Here is a 21,579-nt window from a genome sequence, read left to right on the forward strand (position 1 = left end):
GAGGGGGATCAGCAGCAGGCAGAGCGCCTTATGCCGCATCGTCGATGCCCTGTTCCTGCAGTTGCCGGCGGAACTCGGCCTGACGGCGGGTGCGGTCCATCACCTGCCCCTTCAGCTGACCGCAGGCGGCGTCGATGTCGTCGCCCCGGGTGCGGCGGACCATCGTCAGCACATGAGCGTCGAGCAGCAGCTTCTGGAAGGCGCGGATGTCCTCTTCCGGCGCCCGCTCGTAGCGTGTGCCGGGGAACGGGTTGAACGGAATCAGATTGACCTTGCCGGCGTCCTTGAGCTGCGCGGCATTGCTGAACTTGCGCATCAGCTGGGCGAGCTGCCGCGCGTGTTCGGGCTGGTCGTTGACGCCCTTCATCAGCGTGTATTCGAACGTCACCGAATCGCGCTTCTTGTTAGCGCGCAGGTAGCGCACGCAGGAGGCCATCAGTTCGGCGATCGGATACTTCCTGTTGAGCGGCACCAGCTGTTCGCGCAGCGCATCGTTGGGCGCATGCAGCGACACGGCCAGCGACACGTCGGTCTCGGTGGACAGGCGATCGATCATCGGCACCAGGCCGGACGTCGAGAGCGTGACGCGCTTGCTGGCCAGGCCGTAGCCAAGATCGTCGCGCATGACGTTCATCGCACGCACCACGTTGTCGAAATTCAACAGCGGCTCGCCCATGCCCATCATCACCACGTTGGTGAGGCGGCGATTCTGCGCAGGCACGTTGCCCAGGTGGCGCGCCGTCACCCACACCTGGCCGATGATCTCGGCAGTGGTCAGGTTGCGGTTGAAGCCCTGCGTGGCGGTCGAGCAGAACGTGCAGTTGAGGCCACAGCCCACCTGCGACGACACGCACAGCGTCCCGCGGCTCTTGTCGGGGATGTAGACGGTTTCGACGGCATTCTTGCCGTCCACGCCCATGCCGAGCAGCCACTTGTGTGTGCCATCGGCGGAGGGCTTGTCGAATACCACCTGCGGCACGACGACTTCGGCATGTGCCTGCAGCTTGGCGCGCAGGTTCTTGCCCAGATCGGTCATCTGCTCGAAGTCGGTGACGTAGCGGTGGTGGATCCACTTCATCACCTGATGGGCGCGGAACTTCTGCTCACCGAGTTTCTCGATGAAGAAATGTTCCAGACCCTCGCGATCCAGGTCCATCAGGTTCTGCTTCGCAGACACGGGCGCGCCGACGGCCACGGACGGAGCGTCCGTGGCCAGCTTCAATTCGATCGGCGGCAGTTCGTGGCTGCTCATCACGCGATCATTCAGCGCGAGAACACTTCGGTGGCGGCGAAGAAGTACGCGATCTCGGTGTTCGCGTTCTCGACCGAATCCGAACCGTGCGCAGCGTTGGCGTCGATGGAATCGGCGAAGTCGGCGCGGATCGTGCCCGGCGCGGCATCCTTCGGATTGGTGGCGCCGAGGATCTCGCGGTGCTTCAGCACGGCGTTCTCGCCTTCCAGCACCTGGATCGCGACCGGGCCGGAGATCATGAATTCGACCAGCGCGTTGAAGAACGGACGTTCGCGGTGGACAGCGTAGAAGCCTTCCGCTTCACGACGCGACAGATGCTTCATCTTCGAGGCGACGATCTTCAGGCCGTTCTTTTCGAAACGGGCATAGATTTCGCCGATGACGTTCTTGGCGACGGCATCGGGCTTGACGATCGACAGGGTGCGCTCCAGCGCCATGGGGATTTTCTCCGTTGGGCGGGCCACTGAAGACCCGAGGTTAACATGAAAAACCCGCGTCGAAACGCGGGCTTAGACCAGAAAGCGTAGCGAGATTCTAAAGCATCCTGCGTCGCAGTGCAGCAGGAGTTCGCGGAATGCTGCTCTGCAGCATGACAGCACCCGCAAGCCGGCTGACAATGAATCAAACAAGCGTTTGATTCAGTCCCGGAGGGGCCATGGGCAACACCACGCATTTCTCCACCAAGGAGCGCATCCTGGGGGCCGCCGAAGAGCTGTTCGCCCAGCACGGGTTCGCGGGCACCTCGCTGCGCCAGGTCACCAGCCGGGCGGACGTGAACATCGCCGCCGTCAACTACCACTTCGGCAGCAAGGAAAACCTGGTCAACGAGGTGTTCCGCCGCCGGATGGACGACATGACCGCTGCCCGTCTGTCCCTGCTGGAGAAGGCGTTGGCTCAGCACCCGGGGCAGCTGGAGCCGATCCTGGCCGCCTTCGTCGAGCCCGCCCTCGCCCTGGCCCAGGACCGCCATGGTGGCGGCGCCTTCGTGCGGGTCATCGCCCGCGCCTACGCCGAGAAGAACGACGGGCTGCGCAAGTTCCTGTCCGACCACTACGGGCACGTGCTGCGCGAGTTCGGCAAGGCCATTGCCGCCTGCGTGCCGGGCCTGAGCAAGGAGGAACTCTACTGGCGGCTGGACTTCTTCTCCGGCGCCCTGACGTATGCCATGGCCGACTTCGGCCTGATCAAGCGCCCCACGGGCGTCACGGAAGCGGCCCACCGTGAGCGTGCCGCCCGGGAACTGATCCGCTTCGCCGAGGCCGGCCTGCGCGCCGACCATGTCTGAAACCCCTGTCATCCAAGGAAATTCCATGTCCAATCCATTGCTTGTACGCAAGGCGGCCGTGCTGGGCGCCGGTGTGATGGGCGCGCAGATCGCGGCGCACCTGACCAACGCGGGTGTCGACACGGTGCTGTTCGACCTGCCCGCCAAAGAGGGGCATCCGGACGGCATCGTGCACAAGGCCATCGCCAATCTGGCCAAGCTCAGCCCTGCTCCGCTGGCCAGCAAGTCGCTGGCCGAAGCGATCACGCCGGCCAACTACGAGACCGGGCTTGAGCACCTGAAGGGTTGCGACCTGATCATCGAGGCCATTGCGGAAAGGATGGACTGGAAGCAGGACCTTTACAGGAAGATCGCGCCTTTCGTCGCCCCGCACGCGGTGCTGGCCAGCAATACTTCAGGCTTGGGAATCAACAAGTTGGCAGAGGTTCTTCCGGAAGAACTTCGACATCGCTTCGCCGGCGTGCATTTCTTCAACCCGCCGCGCTACATGCACCTGGCCGAACTGATCCCGGCCAAGTCGACCGATGCCTCGGTACTCGAGGGCCTGGAGACCTTCCTGACCACCACACTCGGCAAGGGCGTGGTGTACGCGAAGGACACGCCCAACTTCATCGGCAACCGCATCGGCGTGTTCTCGATCCTGGCCACCGCGCACCACACCGGCGAGTTCAAGCTCGGCTTCGATGAAGTGGATGCCATCACCGGCCCGCTGATCGGCCGGCCGAAGTCCGCTACCTACCGCACCTCGGATGTCGTCGGACTGGACACCATGGCCCATGTCATCAAGACCATGGCCGACACCCTGCCGGACGATCCGTGGCATGCCTACTTCACGTCCCCGAAGTGGCTGGGGGCCCTGATCGCCAAGGGCGCGCTGGGCCAGAAGACCGGCGCGGGCATCTTCCGCAAGGTCGGCAAGGACATCGTGGTCCTCGACCTGGAGAAGCAGGACTACCGCGCGGCCGACCGCACCGCGGCGCCCGAGGTGGTCGAGATCCTGAAGATCAGGAATCCCGCGGAGAAGTTCGCCAGGCTGCGCGAGAGCCCGCATCCGCAGGCGCAGTTCCTGTGGGCGGTGTTCCGCGACCTGTTCCATTACAGCGCTTACCACCTGGCCGACATCGCCGAAACCGCGCGCGACGTCGACCTGGCCATCCGCTGGGGCTACGGCTGGTCGCTGGGTCCGTTCGAGACCTGGCAGGCGGCCGGCTGGAAGCAGGTGGCACAGTGGATCGCCGACGACATCGTCGCCGGCAAGGCCATGAGCAGCGCGCCACTGCCCAACTGGGTATTCGATGGCCGCGAGGGCGTGCACGGCACCGAGGGCAGCTACAGCCCGGCGAAGAACGCCAAGCTGCCGCGCTCCGGTCTGCCGGTGTACCAGCGCCAGCGCTTCCCGGATCCGCTGCTGGGTGAGGCGTTCCCGCAGGGCGAGACCGTGTTCGAGAACGACGGCGTCCGCCTGTGGACCGACGGCGACGGGATCGGCGTGGTCAGCTTCAAGACCAAGATGCACACCGTCTCCGACGCGGTCCTGGACGGCCTGCAGGAGGCCATCGCCATCGCCGAGAAGAAATTCAAGGGCCTGGTGATCTGGCAACCGAAGGAGCCGTTCTCCGCGGGTGCCGATCTGGCCGGTGCGCTGGGCGCGCTGCAGGCCGGCAGGATCGCCGAGTTCGAGGCGATGGTGGCCAACTTCCAGGCCACCAGCCAGCGCATCAAGTACTCGCTGGTCCCCGTTGTGGCGGCCGTGCGAGGCCTGGCGTTGGGCGGCGGCTGCGAGTTCCAGATGCACAGCGCGCGCACCATCGCACACCTGGAAAGCTACATCGGCCTGGTCGAAGCGGGCGTGGGCCTGCTGCCGGCCGGCGGCGGCCTGAAGGAAATCGCGGTACGCGCCTCGCAGGCGGCCGGTCCCGGCGGCGACGTGTTCGCCGAACTGAAGAAGACCTTCGAAACGGTCGCGATGGCCAAGGTATCCGCCTCCGCGGCCGAGGCCAAGGAGCTGGGCCTGATGCGCGCGGGCGACAAGGTCGCCTTCAATGCCTATGAACTGCTGCATATCGCCAAGCAGGAAGTTCTGGCGCTGGCCGAGACCGGCTACCGCCCGCCCCTGCCCGCGCGCCGCATCCAGGTGGCCGGCGACGTGGGCATCGCCACCTTCAAGATGATGCTGGTGAACATGCTGGAAGGCCGTTTCATCAGCCCGTACGACTACGAGATCGCCGTGCGCATCGCCACCGTGCTGTGCGGTGGCGAAGTGGACCGCGGCGCGGTGGTCGACGACGAGTGGCTGCTGAAGCTGGAGCGCAAGCACTTCGTCGAACTCGCGCAGCAGGAAAAGACCCAGGCCCGCATCGCGCACATGCTGAAGACCGGCAAGCCGCTCAGGAACTAAGAATCGGGAATGGGGAATCGGGAATGGAAACAGTCAATTCCCGGCTCCCCGCTCCCTCCCTAATTTTCTGCCGGGAAGCAGGAATGCCGCAGATCGCGCGAATCCGCCTTTACGATTCTCGACTCTCCATTCCCCATTCCCGGCTTTCGGAGAAAGCCAAGTGAGCAAACAAATCCAAGACGCCTACATCGTCGCCGCCACCCGCACGCCGGTCGGCAAGGCGCCCAAGGGCGTGTTCCGCAACACCCGTCCGGACGACATGCTGGCGCACGTACTGAAGTCGGTGGTGGCGCAGGCCCCCGGCATCGACGTCAACCGCATCGACGACGCCATCATCGGCTGCGCGATGCCGGAAGCCGAGCAAGGCATGAATGTGGCACGCATCGGCCTGCTGTTGGCCGGCCTGCCGAACACGATCGCCGCGCAGACCATCAACCGTTTCTGCTCGTCCGGCCTGCAGGCCGTGGCGATGGCGGCGGACCAGATCCGCCTGGGCCATGCCGACCTGATGCTGGCCGGCGGCACCGAATCGATGTCGATGGTGCCGATGATGGGCAACAAGATCGCCATGGCGCCCAGCGTGTTCGACAACGATCACGTAGCCATCGCCTACGGCATGGGCATCACCGCCGAGAAGGTCGCCGAGGAATGGAAGGTATCGCGCGAGGACCAGGATGCCTTCGCCGTCGCCTCGCACCAGAAGGCCCTCGCTGCGCAGGCAGCGGGCGAATTCCGCGACGAGATCAGCCCCTACGAAGTCATCTCGCGTCAACCCGACCTGGCCGGCAACACCGTGCGCCTGAAGAAGCTGCTGGTGGAGCAGGATGAGGGGCCGCGTGCGGACACCTCGCTGGAAGGCCTGGCCAAGCTGCGCACGGTGTTCCGCAATCCGCAGTTCGGCGGCACCGTGACTGCGGGCACCTCGTCGCAGATGAGCGACGGCGCGGCCGGCGTGCTGCTGGCCTCGGAGCAGGCCATCAAGGATTACGGCCTGACCCCGCTGGCCCGTTTCGTCAGCTTCTCGGTCGCCGGCGTGCGCCCGGAAGTGATGGGCATCGGCCCGATCGCGGCGATCCCGAAGGCGCTGAAGCAGGCCGGCCTGACCAAGGATCAGCTGGACTGGATCGAACTCAACGAAGCCTTCGCCGCCCAGGCGCTGGCCGTGATCCGCGACAGCGAACTGGATCCCTCGAAGATCAACCCGCTGGGCGGCGCCATCGCGCTCGGTCACCCGCTGGGTGCCACGGGTGCGATCCGTACCGCAACGATCGTGCACGGCATGCGTCGTCACCAGAAGAAGTACGGCATGGTGACCATGTGCATCGGCACCGGCATGGGCGCGGCCGGCATCTTCGAATCGCTGTAAGCCTCAGCGATCACCCGACAGGAATGGCGCCGCAAGGCGCCATTTCTTTTGGTTACTTGCATGGCGTTACGCCATGCGTGCGCCGTCGGGTACGGGACGTTCCACGGCCGTCACCACCACACCGTCATCGGTGTGGAATCCGGTCAGCAGGAATTCCGAAATGAACGGCCCTACCTGCTTCGGAGGGAAATTGAGGACGCCTACGATCTGCCGTCCCACCAGATCCTCCGGCGCATACAGCGCGCGGATCTGGGCACTGGTCTTCTTCACGCCATGAGGGCCGAAGTCGACCCACAGCTTCCACGCGGGTCTGCGTGCTTCCGGAAACGGCTCAACCCGCAGCACCGTCCCGGTGCACAGCTGGACGCGCGTGAAGTCCTCCCAACCGATCACCGGCACACTCTCCGTCACACACCCTCCCTTCTTCCCTTCCGCGCCTTCCACGCATCCTTGGCCTCCGCCCACCAGTAGCTCACCTGCGCGCCCAGGAAGCCGGCAGGCTTCATCGCGGACACCAGGCCGTAGGCGGCGAACTCGCGCCATCGCCGATCGCCTTGCGCGATGGCGGAGGCGATGACTTCGCCCGCGAACGTCGTGGGCGCGACGCCATGCCCACCGAATGCCTGCGCCACCCACAAGCCCGGCTCCACCTGGCCGATCTGCGGCATCTCGTGGCGGGCATAGCTCATCAGGCCGGACCAGGCATGGTCGATGCGCACGCCCTCCAGTTGCGGAAACACCTTCAACATGTCGCGGTACAGCAGGCGCTCGACCGACCGAGGCGAGCGATCCAGGACCGAAATACGCCCACCCCACAGCAGACGGGAGTCCGGCAAAGGCCGGTAGTAATCGAATGCGAAGCGCGTGTCGTAGATGGCCGCACGTGTGCGCAGCGCCGTGTCCATCCGCGCGCCCAGCGGCTCGGTGACCATCACGTAGGTGGCGATCGGCAATACCCCCGCGTCGACACGGCGATGCAGGCGCGCCAGATAGCCGCCACAGGCCAGCACGACTTCGCGCGCGTCGACATGACCGGACGGGGTGGTGACCCGCCAGCCCCCCTCCCGCCGCTGCAGCGATACCGCAGGCGAATCGCCGAACAGGGATACACCGTGCCGCGACGCCGCCCGGACCAGGCCGTGGGCGTACTTGAGCGGATGGAAGTGGAAAGCCCGTGGCTCGAACAGCGCGTCGTGATATCGCGGAGTGAGTATCTGTTGACGCAACTCGTCGCGCTCGACCCAGTGCCAGTCCTGCGCGAAGACATCGGCCAGCAACGCCTGACGTTGCCGCAGCAGGTCGCGGTCGTCGAACCAGTTCGCCCAGAGGATCCCGGCCTGGGTGTCGTCGCACGCGATGCCATACTGCGAGATGCGCCTGCGGATCAATTCCACCGCTTCCACGGTGCCCGCGTACAGGGCGCGCGCGCGTTCGCGACCCAGATCGCGCAGCAGAGCCGCTTCGCCGCGGGAGAAGCCGCCGAACACGAAGCCGCCATTGCGGCCGGAAGCACCGAATGCGGGCTGCTCCGCTTCCAGCAGCACGACATCGCGATGTCCCCGCTCTGCCAGGCCCAGCGCCGTGTTCAGGCCCGCGAAGCCTCCGCCCACCACGCAGACATCCGCCTCCAAGGCGGTATGCAACGTGGGGAGCGTGGGCGCGCTACCGGCGGTGTCGGCGTAATAGTGGCGGATGGACGTGGGCATGCGCCGATTCTGCGGGAAGCGGGCCGCCCTTCACCAGGGCGTGTCGCGCCGCAACGATCATGGGAGGTCAGCCCAGTTCCCGCACGCCCAGTTCGTTCAGTGCACTCTGCATCATGCTGCGTGCCGCGTCGCTGAGCGCTTCGTGGTCCAACGCATAACGGATGGTGGCTTCGATCAGCCCGATGTGCGTACCGCAATCGAATCGGGTGCCCTGGAACCGGTAGGCATGCACCGGCTTCTCGCGCAACAGGGCCGCGATGGCGTCCGTCAGCTGGATTTCGCCGCCGGCACCCGGCGCGGTACTTTCCAACAGTGCGAAGATGCGCGCGTCCAGCACGTAGCGCCCCACGACCGCCAGCGTGCTGGGGGCAACCTCAGGCTTGGGCTTTTCCACGATGGCGCCGATGCGCCCCTCGCGTCCCGAGAAGGCGTCCGTCGCGACGATGCCGTAACTGCCGGTCTGTTCGCGCGGGACGTCCTGCACGGCGATCACGCTGGCGCCGCTGGACTCCGCCGCATCCGCCATCTGCTTGAGGGCGCCCGGCCCGCGGTTCCAGATCAGGTCGTCGGGCAACAGCACGGCGAAGGGCTCGTCCCCCACGATGGGCTTGGCGCACAGCACCGCATGCCCCAGCCCCAGGGCTTCGGCCTGGGTGACGAAGACGGCGCGAACGTGTGGCGGCAGCACGTTGCGGACGAGTTCCAGCTGTTCGACCTTGCCCGAGCGCTCCAGCTTCTGTTCCAGCTCGTAGGCCTTGTCGAAGTAGTCCGCCACCGCATGCTTGTAGCGGTTGGTGACGAAGATCAGCGTGTCACAACCCGCCTCCACCGCTTCATCCACCGCGTACTGGATCAGCGGCCGGTCGATGATCGGCAGCATCTCCTTGGGAACGGTCTTCGTCGCGGGCAGGAAGCGGGTGCCGAGTCCCGCCACGGGGAACACGGCCTTGCGGATGCGGGGCGAAGTCATCGGGTCCTGCGGGCGTCTCGACCGGGGAAGACCACTATGTTAGCCGATGCTCCGTTCTGTTCGTTCGACATCGGCGTGAACTCCGGTACGGCGATCCTCAGCACCTCGGCCAGCTCGGCGGTGTCGTAGCGCGCGTGCGCCGCCCGCAGGCGCTGCAGGGCCAGGTCGATGAACTCGCCCGAGACCTCTCGCGCGATCGCCTTCATGATCTTGGAGTGCGAGGTGGGTTGGTAGCGCTCGTCGGCGTGGAACAGCGTCTCGTGCAGCTTTTCGCCGGGGCGCAGACCCGTGTAGACGATGGCGATGTCGCGCCCCGGCTGCTTGCCGGCCAAACGGATCATCTGCTCGGCCAGCAGCCGGATCGGTACCGGATCGCCCATGTCCAGCGTATAGATCGAGGCGTGCGCCGCGCCCGAGGCGGCCTGCAGGATGAGCTGGCAGGCCTCCGGGATGGTCATGAAATAGCGGGTGACGTCGGGATCGGTCACGGTGACCGGCCCACCCTTGCGGATCTGTTCGCGGAACAGCGGCACCACGCTGCCGGCCGAATCGAGGACATTGCCGAACCGCACGGTGACGTAGCGCGTGCCGGAACGGGCATCATCGAGCGACTGGCAGGCCATCTCGGCCAGGCGCTTGGTGGCCCCCAGCACGTTGACCGGATCCACCGCCTTGTCCGTCGAGATCAGCACGAAGGTGGCAACGCCCGCTTCGCGGCAGGCGCGCGCCACCGCCTCGGTCGCCAGCACGTTGTTGCCCACGGCTTCGCGCAGATGGCCTTCCAGCAAGGGGACCTGCTTGTAGGCGGCGGCGTGGAACACGGCGTCCGGCTCGGCGACCGCCAACGCATGGGCGATCACGGCGGGGTCGCCGCAGTTGCCCAGCACCGGCAGGACTTCCAGGTCGGGAAAGGCGCGCCGCAGGTCGCCCTGGATGGTGATCAGCGCCAGTTCGTCGATTTCGACCAGCGCAATCCGCTGGGCACCATGCCGCGCGCACTGCCGGCAGAGTTCCGATCCGATCGAGCCGCCCGCGCCCGTGACCATGACAGTGCGCCCGCCCAGCCAGCCCCGGATGAGCTTCCAGTCCGGCGTCACCGATTTGCGACCCAGCAGGTCTTCGATCGCGACCTCCTTGAGATCGCCCGGCATCGACTGCCCTTCCAGCACGTTGATCAGTCGGGGCACCATGCGGAACGGCAAGCCTGTGCTTTCGCAGATCGCCACCACGCGCTGCATCGCAGGCGCGTCGAGTGAGGGCATGGCGATGACGAGCATTCGCGCCGCGGTTTCGCGCGCGACGGCGGCTGCGCTCTCCAATCCACCCAGCACGGGAATGCCCTGCAGCTTCGAGCCATGCAGACGGACGGCATCATCGAGGAAGGCGACCGGATGATAGACGCCGGTGCGACGCAACTCGCGAACCAGGGCTTCGCCTGCGCGCCCTGCGCCAAGGATCAATACGCGCGAGGCCGTTTCATTGATGCGCTGGGCCTGACTGTCCTTCCAGGCGCGATAGACCAGGCGTGGCAACCCAAGAAAACCGACCAGCGCGAACGGATAGAAGCCGAGCACGATGCGCGGCGTAGAGCCGAAGCGGTTGTAGAAGAACAGACCCAACACCACCCCCAGGAATCCGAGGGCGCACGCCTTCACAATGTTCCACAGGTCCGGCAGGCTGGCGAAGCGCCACAAACCTCGGTAGAGCCCCATCCACCAGAACACCGCGCCCTGCGCCAGCAGGACGATGGCGATCTCGTTGGACCACAGGGGAAACTCCGGGGCGGGCGCCAGCATGGCGTAGCGCAACCGGTGCAGGACCTGCCAGCAGACCCACACCATGGCCAGATCGTGGACCGCGACGAGGACGCGTGGCATCAAACCGCTCAATCGATCCCGCCAGGATTCCATCAGCTCCATCTCCAGGTGCCTGTGCTACCCACGCCATCCTCGGCGCAATGAAAACCAAAGCGCCCCACCTACTCCGTAGGCAGCGATCACCCCGGCGAGCGCCACCCCGAGCGTCGCTTGGGACAGCGCACATGTTAACAGTAATGTAACGCCGCCAAACGCTGTGTAAATCACGGTTACGGAGGTGTGTCCATAGCGTCGCGCGCCCATCTGGTAGAGGTGGCGGACATGAGGGGTCCACCACGACTCGCCGCGCAGGATGCGCTCCAGCAGCGTGAAGCCCGCGTCGACGAGGAAGGCCGTGAGCGGCAACAGCAGTACAGGCAACCTTGCGGGGGGCGATACCAGAGCCGCGGCCACGACCAACCCGGCCAGCGCGAAGCCCAGCGCCCCGCTACCCACATCCCCCAGGAATATGCGGGCCTTGGGAAAGTTGAAGGGCAGGAAGCCCAGGCAACCCGCCAGCACGGCCAGGGCCAGCCAATGCCAGCCGTCCGTCAACAGGGTTGAAATGGCCAGCGCCGCCAGCGCGGCCTGGCTGGCCGCCAGCCCATTGATGCCGTCCATGAAGTTCCAGACATTGACCAGCACCATGGCGATACCGAATGCCAGCACGGCCGGCCCTACCTGGCCGCTCTCGCCCCAGGCACCCGCTGCCAGGGCCAAGGCCGCGACGGCCTGGACGCCCAAGCGCAGCCAGGGGGACAGGGGGCGATGGTCGTCCCACCAGCCGATACCGGCGACAATCAGGAATCCGGGCAGGAATCCCCCCCATAACGCGCCTGCCGCGGGACCCAGGGCAAGGAAGACGCCCGCTGCAAGCACCGCCGCCACGATGGCGACACCACCGCCGCGCGGCGTCGCGACGCTGTGACTGCGCCGTTCGCCGGGCTGATCCAGCAGATTGCCGCGCAACGCATAATGACGCGCCCACCAGGTCGCCAAAGCGGCGGCTGTGGTCAGCAGCCCCAGCCAGACGAATGCGTGAGGCATCAGACCACCGCGTAGTTCAGCAGCGGCTTGATCGTGCCCCACTCCTTGCAGCTCGGGCATTGCCAATGGTGCGTGCGTGCCCCGAATCCGCACCGCGTGCACCGGTAGCTGGGATTGCGCACCAGCAGCTGGTCGGTGATGTGCTTCAGATCGTGCAGGGTCGCTGCCGGATCGGCGCCTTCGGCCAGCGTGAGGTCGATCAGTGCGGCCTCGCCTCTTACCGACGGACGATCCTTCAGCTGTCGGGCCAGATAGCTCCGGGCGGCTGCGACGCCCTCCTGGCGTTCCACCAGTCGGGTCAGCGCCAGCACGGGCGCGATGCCGCGATAGTGCTCGCACATCTCGGACAGGAACGCACGCGCACCCGACAGGTCGCCCACCTGCTCGTACCCGGCCAACAGGCTGGGCAGCACCTCGGGCAGGTAGTCGGGATCGTGGCGCGCCGCCCGCTCGAACGCACGGATCGCCGCCTCGGGATTACCCGCGTCGGATTCGATCCGGCCTTCGATGATGCCGGCGCGGACGCTGCCCGCATCGGCCTGGTAGGCGCGTGCTACCGCGGCGCGGGCCGCTTCGACATTGTTGGCGGTACGCTGGCGTTCGGCAAGCTCGCACTCGAACTGGGCGACCAGCTTGCCCATGGGCTCGCCGGTGACCTCCTCATAGCGCAGCGCGTTGTCGATCGCCTTTTCCCAGTCGCGCTCGGCCTGGTAGATGCCGATGAGGTGCTTGAGCGCCTGCGGCGCCCGCTGGTCGATGCGCGCCAGGTCGGTGAACACGGTCTCCGCGCGGTCCAGCAGGCCCGAGCGCATGTAGTCCTCGCCCAGCGCCAACAAGGCCTGCACGCGCTGGGCGTCGCTCAGGTCCGACCGCTGCACCAGGCCCTGGTGCAGGCGGATCGCGCGGTCTACCTCACCCCGCCGCCGGAACAGGTGGCCCAGCGCGACCTGCGTCTCGAAGGTTTCCTTGTCGAGCTCGGCGATGTGCAGGAAAAGCTCGATCGCCTTGTCCGGCTGCTCGTTGAGCAGGTAATTCAGGCCGCGGAAGTAGGTACTCGACAGCCGGCTGACCTGGGTATCCCCGTGCCGCTGTCCACCACGTCGGCCGATGATCCAGCCACTGAGCGCAGCCAGCGGAAGAAAGAGAAAGAACCAGAACCACTCGGTCAGGAAGGCCATGGATCAGGCGCCAGCGTCTTGGGACGGCGCCACGGCGCGTGTGGCCTTGCGCAGTTTGGCGTAGAGGGGCCAGACCAGTGTGGCCAGCACGATCAGCCCACCGACCACCACCCCCAGCAGCAAGGACAGCATGATGCCCACGCCGGACGACGTCTGGAATTCGGTGAACAGCAGCTTGAGGGTGATCGGCTGCGTGTTGAGCACGCCGATGATGAGTCCGTAGGCCAGAAACAGCAGTGCGACGACCAGGCGGAACATGTTCATCAGGCGACTCCTTGCAGGACGGCGCCTAGCTTAGCGGAGTCGGCGCGGAACGACACGCGCACGACCGGACGCTACTCCCCTGCCTCTTCGATGGGCGTGACGTCGCTGACGCGCTCGCGCAGCTCCTTGCCCGGCTTGAAATGGGGAACGTGCTTGGCGGGCAATGCGACCGATTCGCCCGTCTTGGGATTGCGGCCCATGCGCGGCGGACGGTAATGCAGCGAAAAACTGCCGAATCCGCGGATCTCGATGCGATCGCCCTGGGCAAGCGCGCCGCCCATCATTTCCAGCAACGCCTTGACGGCCAGATCCACGTCCTCGGCCTTGAGGTGCGGCTGGCGGCGGCTGAGGATCTCGATGAGTTCGGATTTGGTCATCGCGTCTGGTGTTCGGGCGGATGTACCCGCGCCGGCCCGGAACACTCCGGGCCGGCGGGGACGTTACTGCAGGTGGAACTTCAAGCGTTCTGCCGGTTACTCGGACTTGCCGCCATCCAGCTGCGCACGCAGCAGCGCGCCCAGGCTGGTGGTGCCGGCAGCGGCTTCGGCGGCGGACTTGTTGTACTCGGCCAGCGCTTCGGCGGTTTCGGCTTCGTCCTTGGCCTTGATCGACAGCTGCAGGGTGCGGCCCTTGCGGTCCATGCCGATGAACTTGGCTTCCACCTTGTCGCCGACCTTCAGGTGCTGGCTGGCATCGTCCACGCGGTCGTGGCTGATGTCGCGCGCCATCACGTAGCCCTCGATGCCGTCGGCCAGTTCGACCGTGGCGCCCTTGGCGTCCACTTCCTTCACCGTGCCTTCGACCTTCGAACCCTTCGGGTGCGCCGCCATGTACTGGCCGAACGGATCCTGCTCCAGCTGCTTGACGCCCAGGCTGATGCGCTCGCGCTCCGGATCCACGGCCAGCACCACGGCTTCCAGCGTGTCGCCCTTCTTGAAGTTGCGCACGATGTCTTCGCCGGTGGTGTTCCAGCTGATGTCGGACAGGTGGATCAGGCCGTCGATGCCGCCGTCCAGGCCGATGAAGATGCCGAAGTCGGTGATCGACTTGATCTGGCCGGACACCTTGTCGTTCTTCTTGTGGGTGGCCGCGAAGGTTTCCCACGGATTGGCGGCGACCTGCTTCATGCCCAACGAGATGCGGCGACGCTCTTCGTCCACGTCCAGCACCATCACTTCGACCTCGTCACCGACCTGCACGACCTTGGACGGGTTGACGTTCTTGTTGGTCCAGTCCATCTCGGACACGTGCACCAGGCCTTCGACGCCCGGCTCGATCTCGACGAACGCGCCGTAATCGGTGACGTTGGAGACCTTGCCGAACACGCGGCTGTTGGCCGGGTAACGACGGGCGATGTTGTCCCACGGATCCTCGCCCAGCTGCTTCAGGCCCAGCGAGACGCGGTTGCGCTCACGGTCGTACTTCAGCACGCGGACGTCCAGCTCCTGGCCGACTTCCACGACTTCGGACGGATGGCGCACGCGCTTCCAGGCCATGTCGGTGATGTGCAGCAGACCGTCGATGCCGCCCAGATCGACGAACGCGCCGTAGTCGGTGAGGTTCTTGACCACACCCTTCAGCACCACGCCTTCCTGCAGCTTGTCCATCAGCTGCTCGCGCTCTTCCGAATGCTCGCTCTCGACCACCGCACGGCGGGAGACGACCACATTGTTGCGCTTGCGATCCAGCTTGATGAGCTTGAACTCGAGTTCCTTGCCTTCCAGGTAACCCGGGTCGCGCACGGGGCGCACGTCGACCAGCGAACCCGGCAGGAACGCGCGGACGTCCTTGATGTCGACGGTGAAACCACCCTTGACCTTGCCGCTGATGCGGCCGGTGATGGTTTCGTTCTTCTCCAGCGCCTGCTCCAGCTCGTCCCACACCATGGCGCGCTTGGCCTTCTCGCGCGAGAGGACGGTTTCGCCGAAGCCGTTCTCGATGGAGTCGAGGGCCACCTTCACTTCGTCGCCCACGCCCACGTCGATTTCGCCGGCGTCGTTCCGGAACTGTTCGATCGGCACGATGCCTTCGGACTTCAGGCCGGCGTTGATCACCACCACGTCGTTGCGGACTTCCACGACGACGCCGGTGACGATGGCGCCCGGCTTCAGCTTGGCCAGTTGGGTCTGGCTCTGTTCAAACAGCTCGGCAAATGATTCGGTCATTGAAAAAATACTCGGTTGATGAAACAGACCGGCGAGCGGGAGCGCGCAACGGTCCACCCGTTGTCGGCCTGCGCGGGATTGCGTGTGGCCGTGAGTGTTGTGGTTGGAAAAAACCGCGCGGCGGATTCCGCACGGGACCCTCTGCGGCGCGGGAGCTAGCCCGCGCGCACCGGCACCAGGGCCAGCACACGTTCGACGACGGCCTCGATGCCGAGGCCGGTGGTGTCGATGATGACGGCGTCGTCGGCCGGCTTCAGGGGCGCCACCGTGCGCTGGGCGTCACGGGCATCGCGGGCGAGGATCTCGCGCAGCAGACCGTCGATTGTGACGGAAACCCCTTTGTCTTTCAACTGCTTATACCGCCTTTCGGCGCGCTCCTCGGCGCTGGCGGTCAGGAACACCTTGTAGGGCGCATCCGGGAAGATCACCGTACCCATGTCCCGCCCGTCCGCCACCAGCCCCGGCGCCTGGCGGAACGCGCGCTGCCGCTCCTTCAGGGCGGCTCGCACCTCCGGGATGGCCGCGATGGCCGACGCCAGGGCTCCGGTCGTTTCCAGACGAAGCTCGTCGGTCGCGTCAAGATCGTCGACGATCACGCGCAAACCGGCATCTGTCTCGCGAAAGCCTACCCGCGTGTCGAAGGCGCAACGCACGAGGGCGGCCGGGTCCGACACGTCCAGGTCGGCCCAGCTGGCCGCCACCCCCACCGCGCGGTAGAGGGCGCCGGAATCCAGGTAGTGCCAGCCCAGCCGTGAAGCGGCGATCCGACTGACGGTACCCTTGCCGGCCCCGGAGGGGCCATCGATGGTCAGGACGGGGACGGGATCGGACATGCGGTTTTCCAGGCGGTCGGATGCCCCATTATGACGCCGGACGCGTCGGCACCGGCCCATGCCGGCCGCCGGGTTGCCGTCCCTAGCGTGCAACCGCTTGATCCGGCTATGGAAACCCCGCTAGAATAGCGGGCTTCGCTTCACTCCATACATTCACGCCGAGGTTTCAACTCATGAAGGTCCTGTCCTCCCTGAAGTCGGCGAAGGCCCGTCACCGCGACTGCAAGGTGGTCCGCCGCCGCGGCAAGGTCTTCGTGATTTGCAAGTCCAACCCCCGCTTCAAGGCGCGCCAGCGCTGAGAACGGCATTGCCGGCCCGGGCCGGCAATGTGCGAGAAGCCGCCGCAAGGCGGCTTTTCTGTTTCCGGGCACTTCTTTTTCCGGCCGGCACCGCCGCACCCACCGTCCTGGCCTTCGCCATTCCTTGCGGCCCGGCCGTTTTTTGTTTTCGGCCTTTTGTTATAAAAGGCGGGTCACCCAGGGGAACCCCACCATGAGCCGTCGCGTCCTTGTCCTGCCCTTGATCGCCCTGCTCGGCCTGTCCGGCCCGGCCCTGGCCGATACTCTGCTGATCGAGCGCGCGCAGGAAACGCCTGCCGCCGCCCCCGTGCGCGGCCAGACCGCGGCCGAGGTGGAAGCCCGCTTCGGCGCCCCGCAGCAGAAGCTGGAACCGCGCGGCGGCCAGAAGCGCCAGTGGCCGGTGATCCAGCGCTGGGTGTACCCGGGTTTCACCGTATACTTCGAGAAGAGCCGCGTGATCGACGTGGTGATCAACAAGGCCAGCGCCGAGGAAATCGGCCCCAAGCCCCCCATCCGCTGACACCGCGCGGCACGGCCGCGCCATTGATGCCATGACCGATGCCTTTCGTTTCCCCGCGGAGTGGGAACCCCAATCCGCGGTCCTGATCGCGTGGCCGCACGCCGATACCGACTGGGCCGAGCGCCTGGCGGACGTGGAAGAGACCTACGTTGCCCTGGTCGCCGCCATCACCCGCTTCCAGCCGGTCGTGATTTGCGTGGCCGACGACGACCTGCAGACCTACGCCGAGGCCCGACTGCGATCCGCACGGGTGGACATGGACCAGGTGCGCTTCGTCCCGGCGGAGTACGACGACACCTGGCTGCGCGACTCCGGCCCCATCACGCTGCGCGATGGGCAGCGCTTCAAGCTGCTGGACTTCCGCTTCACCGGCTGGGGCGGCAAGTACGAGGCCAGCCGCGACGACCGCCTGGTCGGCGAGCTGTCCGGCATGCAGTTGTTTCACAACTATTTTGTCCAAAGCATTGATTTTGCTCTGGAAGGCGGCGCCATCGAAACCGACGGCGCGGGCACCCTCCTGACCACCTGGCAATGCCTGCACGAACGGCATCCGGACGCCAGTCGCGAGGACCTGACCGGGAAACTGGCCGGCTGGCTGAAGCAGCAGCGGGTGCTGTGGCTGGACCATGGCTATCTGGAAGGCGACGACACCGACGCCCATATCGACACCCTCGCCCGCTTCGCCCCCGGCGATGCCATCGTCTACCAGGCATGCGACGACGCTTCGGATGCGCACTACGCCGAACTGCAGGCCATGGCCGCCGACATCGCCGCGCTGCGCACGGCCGACGGGCGCCCGTACCGCGCATTCCCGCTTCCCTGGGCACGGCCGGTGATCGACGACGGGCGCCGTCTGGCCGCCTCGTACGCGAACTACCTGATCATCAACGGCGCCGTGCTGATGCCGGCCTATGGCGACCCCGCAGACGCCGCCGCCGCCGCCGTGCTGGCGCAGGCCTACCCCGACCGCGAGATCGTGCAGGTGCCCTGCCGCGCCCTGATCTGGCAGAACGGCAGCCTGCACTGCATCACCATGCAGCTGCCGGCCGGCCTGCTGGGCTGAGTACATCCCTGCGCGCCCCGGCGCGCGGCACCGTGACATCAGTTGGGCACGGATTGAACGTTTCGTTTACACCCTGCGGGGGCTGATCCCCGATAACGACCGTTTCCCCAAAGGAGACGGCCGTGTACACACGACGCAGGTTCCTCGCCACCTCCGCCATCGCTGCCGCCGGCATCGGCCTGGCGGCCTGCCGCGATGCGGCCCAGGCCCAGCCGTCCTCCGCCGGCGCACCAGGCGCCATCGGCCCGTTGAACACGCGCGCCATTCCCTCGACCGGCGAAAAGATCCCCGTGATCGGCATGGGCACCTCGGGCAGCTTCGAAGTAGGCCAGAGCGCCGCCGAACGGGATCCGCTGCGTGAGGTGCTGAAGCGCTTCTTCGCTGCCGGCGCCACCGTGATCGATACCGCGCCTACCTACAGCGTGGCCGAGGACGTCATGGGCGCCCTGCTCGCCGAGCAGGGACTGACGGGTAAGGCGTGGCTGGCCACCAAGCTCTCCGGCGTAACCGGCCGCGAAGCGGGCCTGGCGCAGTTTTCCGACACCCTGCGCCGGCTCGGGACCGACAAGGTGGCATTGCTGCAGGTCCACAACCTGGGCGACCTGAAAACCCAGATGGCCGTCGCGCGCGAACTGAAGGCGCAGGGCAAAGTGAAGTATGTCGGCGTGACGCACTACGTCGAACGGGCGCAGGAACAACTCGCCGATGTCGTGCAAGCGGAAAAGCCGGACTTCCTGCAGATCAACTACTCGGTGGCCAGCCGTGGGGCCGAGAAGCGCGTACTCCCGCTGGCCCGGGACCTGGGTGTGGCGGTGCTGATCAACCGGGCCTTCGAGGACGGCAGGCTGTTCGCGCAGGTCAAGGACAAGCCCCTGCCGCCGGCACTCACCGAAACCGGCGTGACCTCATGGGCGCAGGCCTTCCTGAAGTTCGCACTGAGCCATCCGGCGGTGACTGCGGTGATCCCGGCAACGGGGAAGCCGGACCGGCAGACCGACAATCTGAAGGCCGGCACCGGCCCGGACCTGACGCCCGCCCAGCGCGATGCGCTGATCGCCACCCTCGCCTGAGCCCTTCCATGCCGGATACCTTACGACCTGCCCCACGCGGTGCGCCGACACGCCTGCTGTCCCGACTGTTCAACGTCGCGCCCCACGAGGCCCCTGCGGTGGGCGCGGGCTTGCTGATGTTCTTCCTGCTGTTCGCCGGCTATTTCATGCTGAGGCCGATCCGCGAAACGATGGGCGTGGCCGGCGGCGTGGATAACCTGCAGTGGCTGTTCACAGGCACCTTCCTCGCCACGCTGATCGTGCTGCCGCTGTTCGGCTGGATCGCGTCGAAGGTATCGCGTCGGCGGATCCTCCCGTGGGTCTTCGGTGCGGTCGTCGCCAGCCTGCTGGCGTTCGGCCTGGCCCTGCTGGCGAAGCCGGACGACGTGTGGCTGGCGCGCGGCTTCTACATTTGGGTGTCGGTGATCAACCTGCTGCTGATCTCCCTGGCGTGGAGCGTATTGGCCGACGTCCTGGCCAGTAGCGAGGCCAAGCGCCTGTTCGCACTGATCGCCAGCGGCGCCAGCCTCGGCGGGCTGGCGGGACCGCTGCTGACCACGCTGCTGGTCGGCCATCTTGGCCACGGTGGCCTGATGCTGCTGTCCTCGTTGCTGATGGGTGCCAGCGGCGCCACCGCCGTGTGGCTCCACCAGTGGCGCGACCGGCATCCCTTGCCAGATGGCGCCAGCGCGGCCGAGCAGCGGCGCGCTCCGCTGGGCGGCAATCCGTTCGCGGGCGCCACCGAGGTGTTCAAGTCGCCCTACCTGGCCGGCATCGCGCTGTTCGTGCTGCTTCTGGCGACGGTCACGACCTTCCTCTACTTCGAGCAGGCCAGGCTGGTGGAGCAGCTTTTCCCGGACAAGGCGCAGCAGACCCGCGTGTTCGGCACCATCGACACGGTGGTGCAGGCGCTGGCCATCCTCAGCCAGCTGTTCATCACCGGCCGCATCGCCCAGCGGCTGGGCGTGGGCGTGTTGCTGGTCGCGGTGCCGCTGGTGATGGCGGCGGGTTTCCTGTGGCTAGCGCTGGCGCCGGTCTTCGGCGTGTTCGTGGTGGTGATGGTCGCGCGGCGGGCCGGCGAGTACGCCTTCGTCCGTCCCGGCCGCGAGATGCTCTACACGGTGGTCGCGCCGGGACAGAAGTACAAGGCGAAGAACTTCATCGACACGGTGGTATACCGCGGCGGCGATGCGCTCAGCGGCTGGGTCAAGCGCGCGCTGGACGTGCTGGCCGAACACCCTGCCGTGGCCATGCTGATCGGCACCGGCGTGGCGCTGGCGTGGGCGGCGACCGGTGTGGCACTGGGCCGGCAACAGCGCCGTCGCGAGGAGACCACGACCTCCTGAGCGTGGCGCGGCGTGTTCACGCCGCGTGCGCCTGCGCGCGAGGTGGACGCGGTACCATTCGCCCCCTCGCCGCCGCTGCCCGATTGCGCCCACGATGAACCGCACCACGCTGCCCGTTGCCCTGATCCAGGAAAAGAACCACGGCGACGCCGACGCCAACCTGTCGGTGATCGAAGCCCGCGTGGCCGAGGCCGCCAAGCGTGGGGCCCGCCTGGTGCTGTTGCAGGAACTGCACAACGGTGCCTACTTCTGCCAGCACGAATCGGTGCGGGAATTCGACCTGGCCGAGCCGATCCCCGGTCCCAGCACCGAGCGCCTGGGCGCGCTGGCCAAGCAGCACGGCGTGGTGCTGGTGTCGTCGCTGTTCGAGCGCCGCGCCGCGGGGCTGTACCACAACACCGCGGTGGTCTACGAAAAGGACGGCCGCATCGCGGGCAAGTACCGCAAGATGCATATCCCGGACGATCCGGGCTTCTACGAGAAGTTCTATTTCACGCCGGGCGACATGGGGTTCACCCCCATCGATACGTCGGTCGGCCGTCTCGGCGTGCTGGTGTGCTGGGACCAGTGGTATCCCGAAGCCGCGCGCCTGATGGCGCTGGCCGGTGCGGATCTGCTGCTGTATCCCACCGCGATCGGCTGGGATCCGGACGACGAGCAGGCCGAAAAGAACCGCCAGCGCGATGCCTGGGTGTTGAGCCACCGCGGCCACGCCGTCGCCAACGGCCTGCCGGTGTTGAGCTGCAACCGCGTCGGCCACGAGCCTTCGCCGCTCGGCGCATCGGGCATCCAGTTCTGGGGCAACAGCCACGTGCTGGGTCCACAGGGCGAATTCATCGCCGAGGCCGGCGGCGAAGAGACCCTCCTGATGGCCGACGTCGACCTGCAGCGCAGCGAGCACGTCCGCCGCATCTGGCCGTTCCTGCGCGACCGCCGCATCGACGCGTACGGCGACCTGCTCAAGCGCTACATCGACTGAGGC

21 protein-coding genes are annotated in these 21,579 nt (G+C 66.6%); 9 read left to right on the plus strand and 12 right to left on the minus strand.

Annotated features, from left to right (window positions below; genetic code table 11):
- Positions 1-28: 28 nt before the first annotated feature.
- Both rlmN and ndk read right to left on the minus strand, forming a co-directional pair.
- On the minus strand, positions 29-1,252 hold the full coding sequence (gene rlmN, locus V8246_RS16380) for a 23S rRNA (adenine(2503)-C(2))-methyltransferase RlmN (RefSeq protein ID WP_336190181.1): 1,224 nt from the start codon (positions 1,250-1,252) through the stop codon (positions 29-31).
- Between the two features lie 11 nt (positions 1,253-1,263).
- On the minus strand, positions 1,264-1,689 hold the full coding sequence (gene ndk / locus V8246_RS16385; protein ID WP_162110370.1) for a nucleoside-diphosphate kinase: 426 nt from the start codon (positions 1,687-1,689) through the stop codon (positions 1,264-1,266).
- 218 nt (positions 1,690-1,907) lie between these two features.
- Here ndk and V8246_RS16390 point away from each other — a divergent pair, with 218 nt between their 5' ends.
- The 3 genes from V8246_RS16390 (at position 1,908) to V8246_RS16400 (ending at position 6,301) form a co-directional block, all read left to right on the plus strand.
- The gene (locus tag V8246_RS16390; protein WP_336190183.1) at positions 1,908-2,537 is read left to right on the plus strand and encodes a TetR family transcriptional regulator; all 630 of its coding nucleotides are present in this window, start codon (positions 1,908-1,910) and stop codon (positions 2,535-2,537) included.
- 25 nt (positions 2,538-2,562) lie between these two features.
- A complete protein-coding gene (locus V8246_RS16395; protein WP_336190184.1) occupies positions 2,563-4,935 on the plus strand; it encodes a 3-hydroxyacyl-CoA dehydrogenase/enoyl-CoA hydratase family protein in 2,373 nt (790 codons plus the stop codon).
- 160 nt (positions 4,936-5,095) lie between these two features.
- Positions 5,096-6,301, plus strand: a complete 1,206-nt coding sequence (locus V8246_RS16400) for an acetyl-CoA C-acyltransferase (protein ID WP_336190185.1) — start codon at positions 5,096-5,098, stop codon at positions 6,299-6,301.
- 66 nt (positions 6,302-6,367) lie between these two features.
- On the opposite strand, the gene V8246_RS16405 is transcribed toward V8246_RS16400, so the two are convergent.
- The 10 genes from V8246_RS16405 to cmk form a co-directional block, all read right to left on the minus strand.
- The gene (locus V8246_RS16405; RefSeq protein WP_336190186.1) at positions 6,368-6,700 is read right to left on the minus strand and encodes a tRNA-binding protein; all 333 of its coding nucleotides are present in this window, start codon (positions 6,698-6,700) and stop codon (positions 6,368-6,370) included.
- Positions 6,701-6,708: 8 nt separating this feature from the next.
- Positions 6,709-8,007, minus strand: a complete 1,299-nt coding sequence (locus tag V8246_RS16410) for an FAD-binding oxidoreductase (protein WP_336190187.1) — start codon at positions 8,005-8,007, stop codon at positions 6,709-6,711.
- Between the two features lie 67 nt (positions 8,008-8,074).
- On the minus strand, positions 8,075-8,977 hold the full coding sequence (galU, locus tag V8246_RS16415) for a UTP--glucose-1-phosphate uridylyltransferase GalU (protein ID WP_336190188.1): 903 nt from the start codon (positions 8,975-8,977) through the stop codon (positions 8,075-8,077).
- Positions 8,974-10,887: a nucleoside-diphosphate sugar epimerase/dehydratase gene (locus V8246_RS16420; RefSeq protein ID WP_336190190.1), complete on the minus strand. Its 1,914-nt coding sequence runs from the start codon at positions 10,885-10,887 to the stop codon at positions 8,974-8,976. The genes galU and V8246_RS16420 overlap by 4 nt, the downstream gene beginning before the upstream one ends.
- A 24-nt stretch (positions 10,888-10,911) precedes the next feature.
- On the minus strand, positions 10,912-11,880 hold the full coding sequence (locus V8246_RS16425) for a lipopolysaccharide biosynthesis protein (protein ID WP_336190191.1): 969 nt from the start codon (positions 11,878-11,880) through the stop codon (positions 10,912-10,914).
- Positions 11,880-13,058, minus strand: a complete 1,179-nt coding sequence (gene lapB, locus V8246_RS16430) for a lipopolysaccharide assembly protein LapB (protein ID WP_187572716.1) — start codon at positions 13,056-13,058, stop codon at positions 11,880-11,882. Before lapB ends, V8246_RS16425 begins: the two co-directional genes overlap by 1 nt.
- Before the next feature lie 3 nt (positions 13,059-13,061).
- Positions 13,062-13,322: a lipopolysaccharide assembly protein LapA domain-containing protein gene (locus tag V8246_RS16435; RefSeq protein ID WP_162110361.1), complete on the minus strand. Its 261-nt coding sequence runs from the start codon at positions 13,320-13,322 to the stop codon at positions 13,062-13,064.
- Between the two features lie 71 nt (positions 13,323-13,393).
- Complete coding sequence (locus V8246_RS16440) at positions 13,394-13,699, minus strand: integration host factor subunit beta (protein ID WP_142124760.1); 306 nt, start codon at positions 13,697-13,699, stop codon at positions 13,394-13,396.
- Positions 13,700-13,795: 96 nt separating this feature from the next.
- A complete protein-coding gene (rpsA, locus tag V8246_RS16445) occupies positions 13,796-15,487 on the minus strand; it encodes a 30S ribosomal protein S1 (protein ID WP_245093900.1) in 1,692 nt (563 codons plus the stop codon).
- A 155-nt stretch (positions 15,488-15,642) separates the two neighbouring features.
- Positions 15,643-16,320, minus strand: a complete 678-nt coding sequence (cmk, locus tag V8246_RS16450; RefSeq protein WP_336190193.1) for a (d)CMP kinase — start codon at positions 16,318-16,320, stop codon at positions 15,643-15,645.
- Positions 16,321-16,493: 173 nt separating this feature from the next.
- Between cmk and ykgO the strand changes: the two genes are divergently transcribed.
- The 6 genes from ykgO to V8246_RS16480 all read left to right on the plus strand — a co-directional run bounded on the left by ykgO (position 16,494) and on the right by V8246_RS16480 (position 21,576).
- Positions 16,494-16,619 carry a type B 50S ribosomal protein L36 gene (gene ykgO / locus V8246_RS16455; RefSeq protein ID WP_010342887.1) on the plus strand — a complete coding sequence of 42 codons (126 nt, stop codon included), beginning with the start codon at positions 16,494-16,496 and terminating at the stop codon, positions 16,617-16,619.
- A 193-nt stretch (positions 16,620-16,812) separates the two neighbouring features.
- Complete coding sequence (locus V8246_RS16460) at positions 16,813-17,139, plus strand: hypothetical protein (protein WP_336190197.1); 327 nt, start codon at positions 16,813-16,815, stop codon at positions 17,137-17,139.
- A gap of 31 nt (positions 17,140-17,170) precedes the next feature.
- Positions 17,171-18,202 carry an agmatine deiminase family protein gene (locus V8246_RS16465; RefSeq protein ID WP_336190198.1) on the plus strand — a complete coding sequence of 344 codons (1,032 nt, stop codon included), beginning with the start codon at positions 17,171-17,173 and terminating at the stop codon, positions 18,200-18,202.
- A 122-nt stretch (positions 18,203-18,324) separates the two neighbouring features.
- Entirely contained in the window at positions 18,325-19,272 is a 948-nt protein-coding gene (locus V8246_RS16470; protein WP_336190199.1) for an aldo/keto reductase, read from the plus strand.
- A gap of 8 nt (positions 19,273-19,280) precedes the next feature.
- Positions 19,281-20,597, plus strand: coding sequence for an MFS transporter (locus V8246_RS16475; RefSeq protein WP_336190201.1), 1,317 nt, complete (start codon positions 19,281-19,283; stop codon positions 20,595-20,597).
- A gap of 94 nt (positions 20,598-20,691) precedes the next feature.
- Entirely contained in the window at positions 20,692-21,576 is an 885-nt protein-coding gene (locus V8246_RS16480) for a carbon-nitrogen hydrolase (RefSeq protein WP_336190202.1), read from the plus strand.
- Positions 21,577-21,579: the final 3 nt, after the last annotated feature.

Origin of the sequence: Pseudoxanthomonas sp. F11 (genome assembly GCF_037046485.1) — a bacterium.
Taxonomy (GTDB): Bacteria; Pseudomonadota; Gammaproteobacteria; order Xanthomonadales; family Xanthomonadaceae; genus Pseudoxanthomonas_A.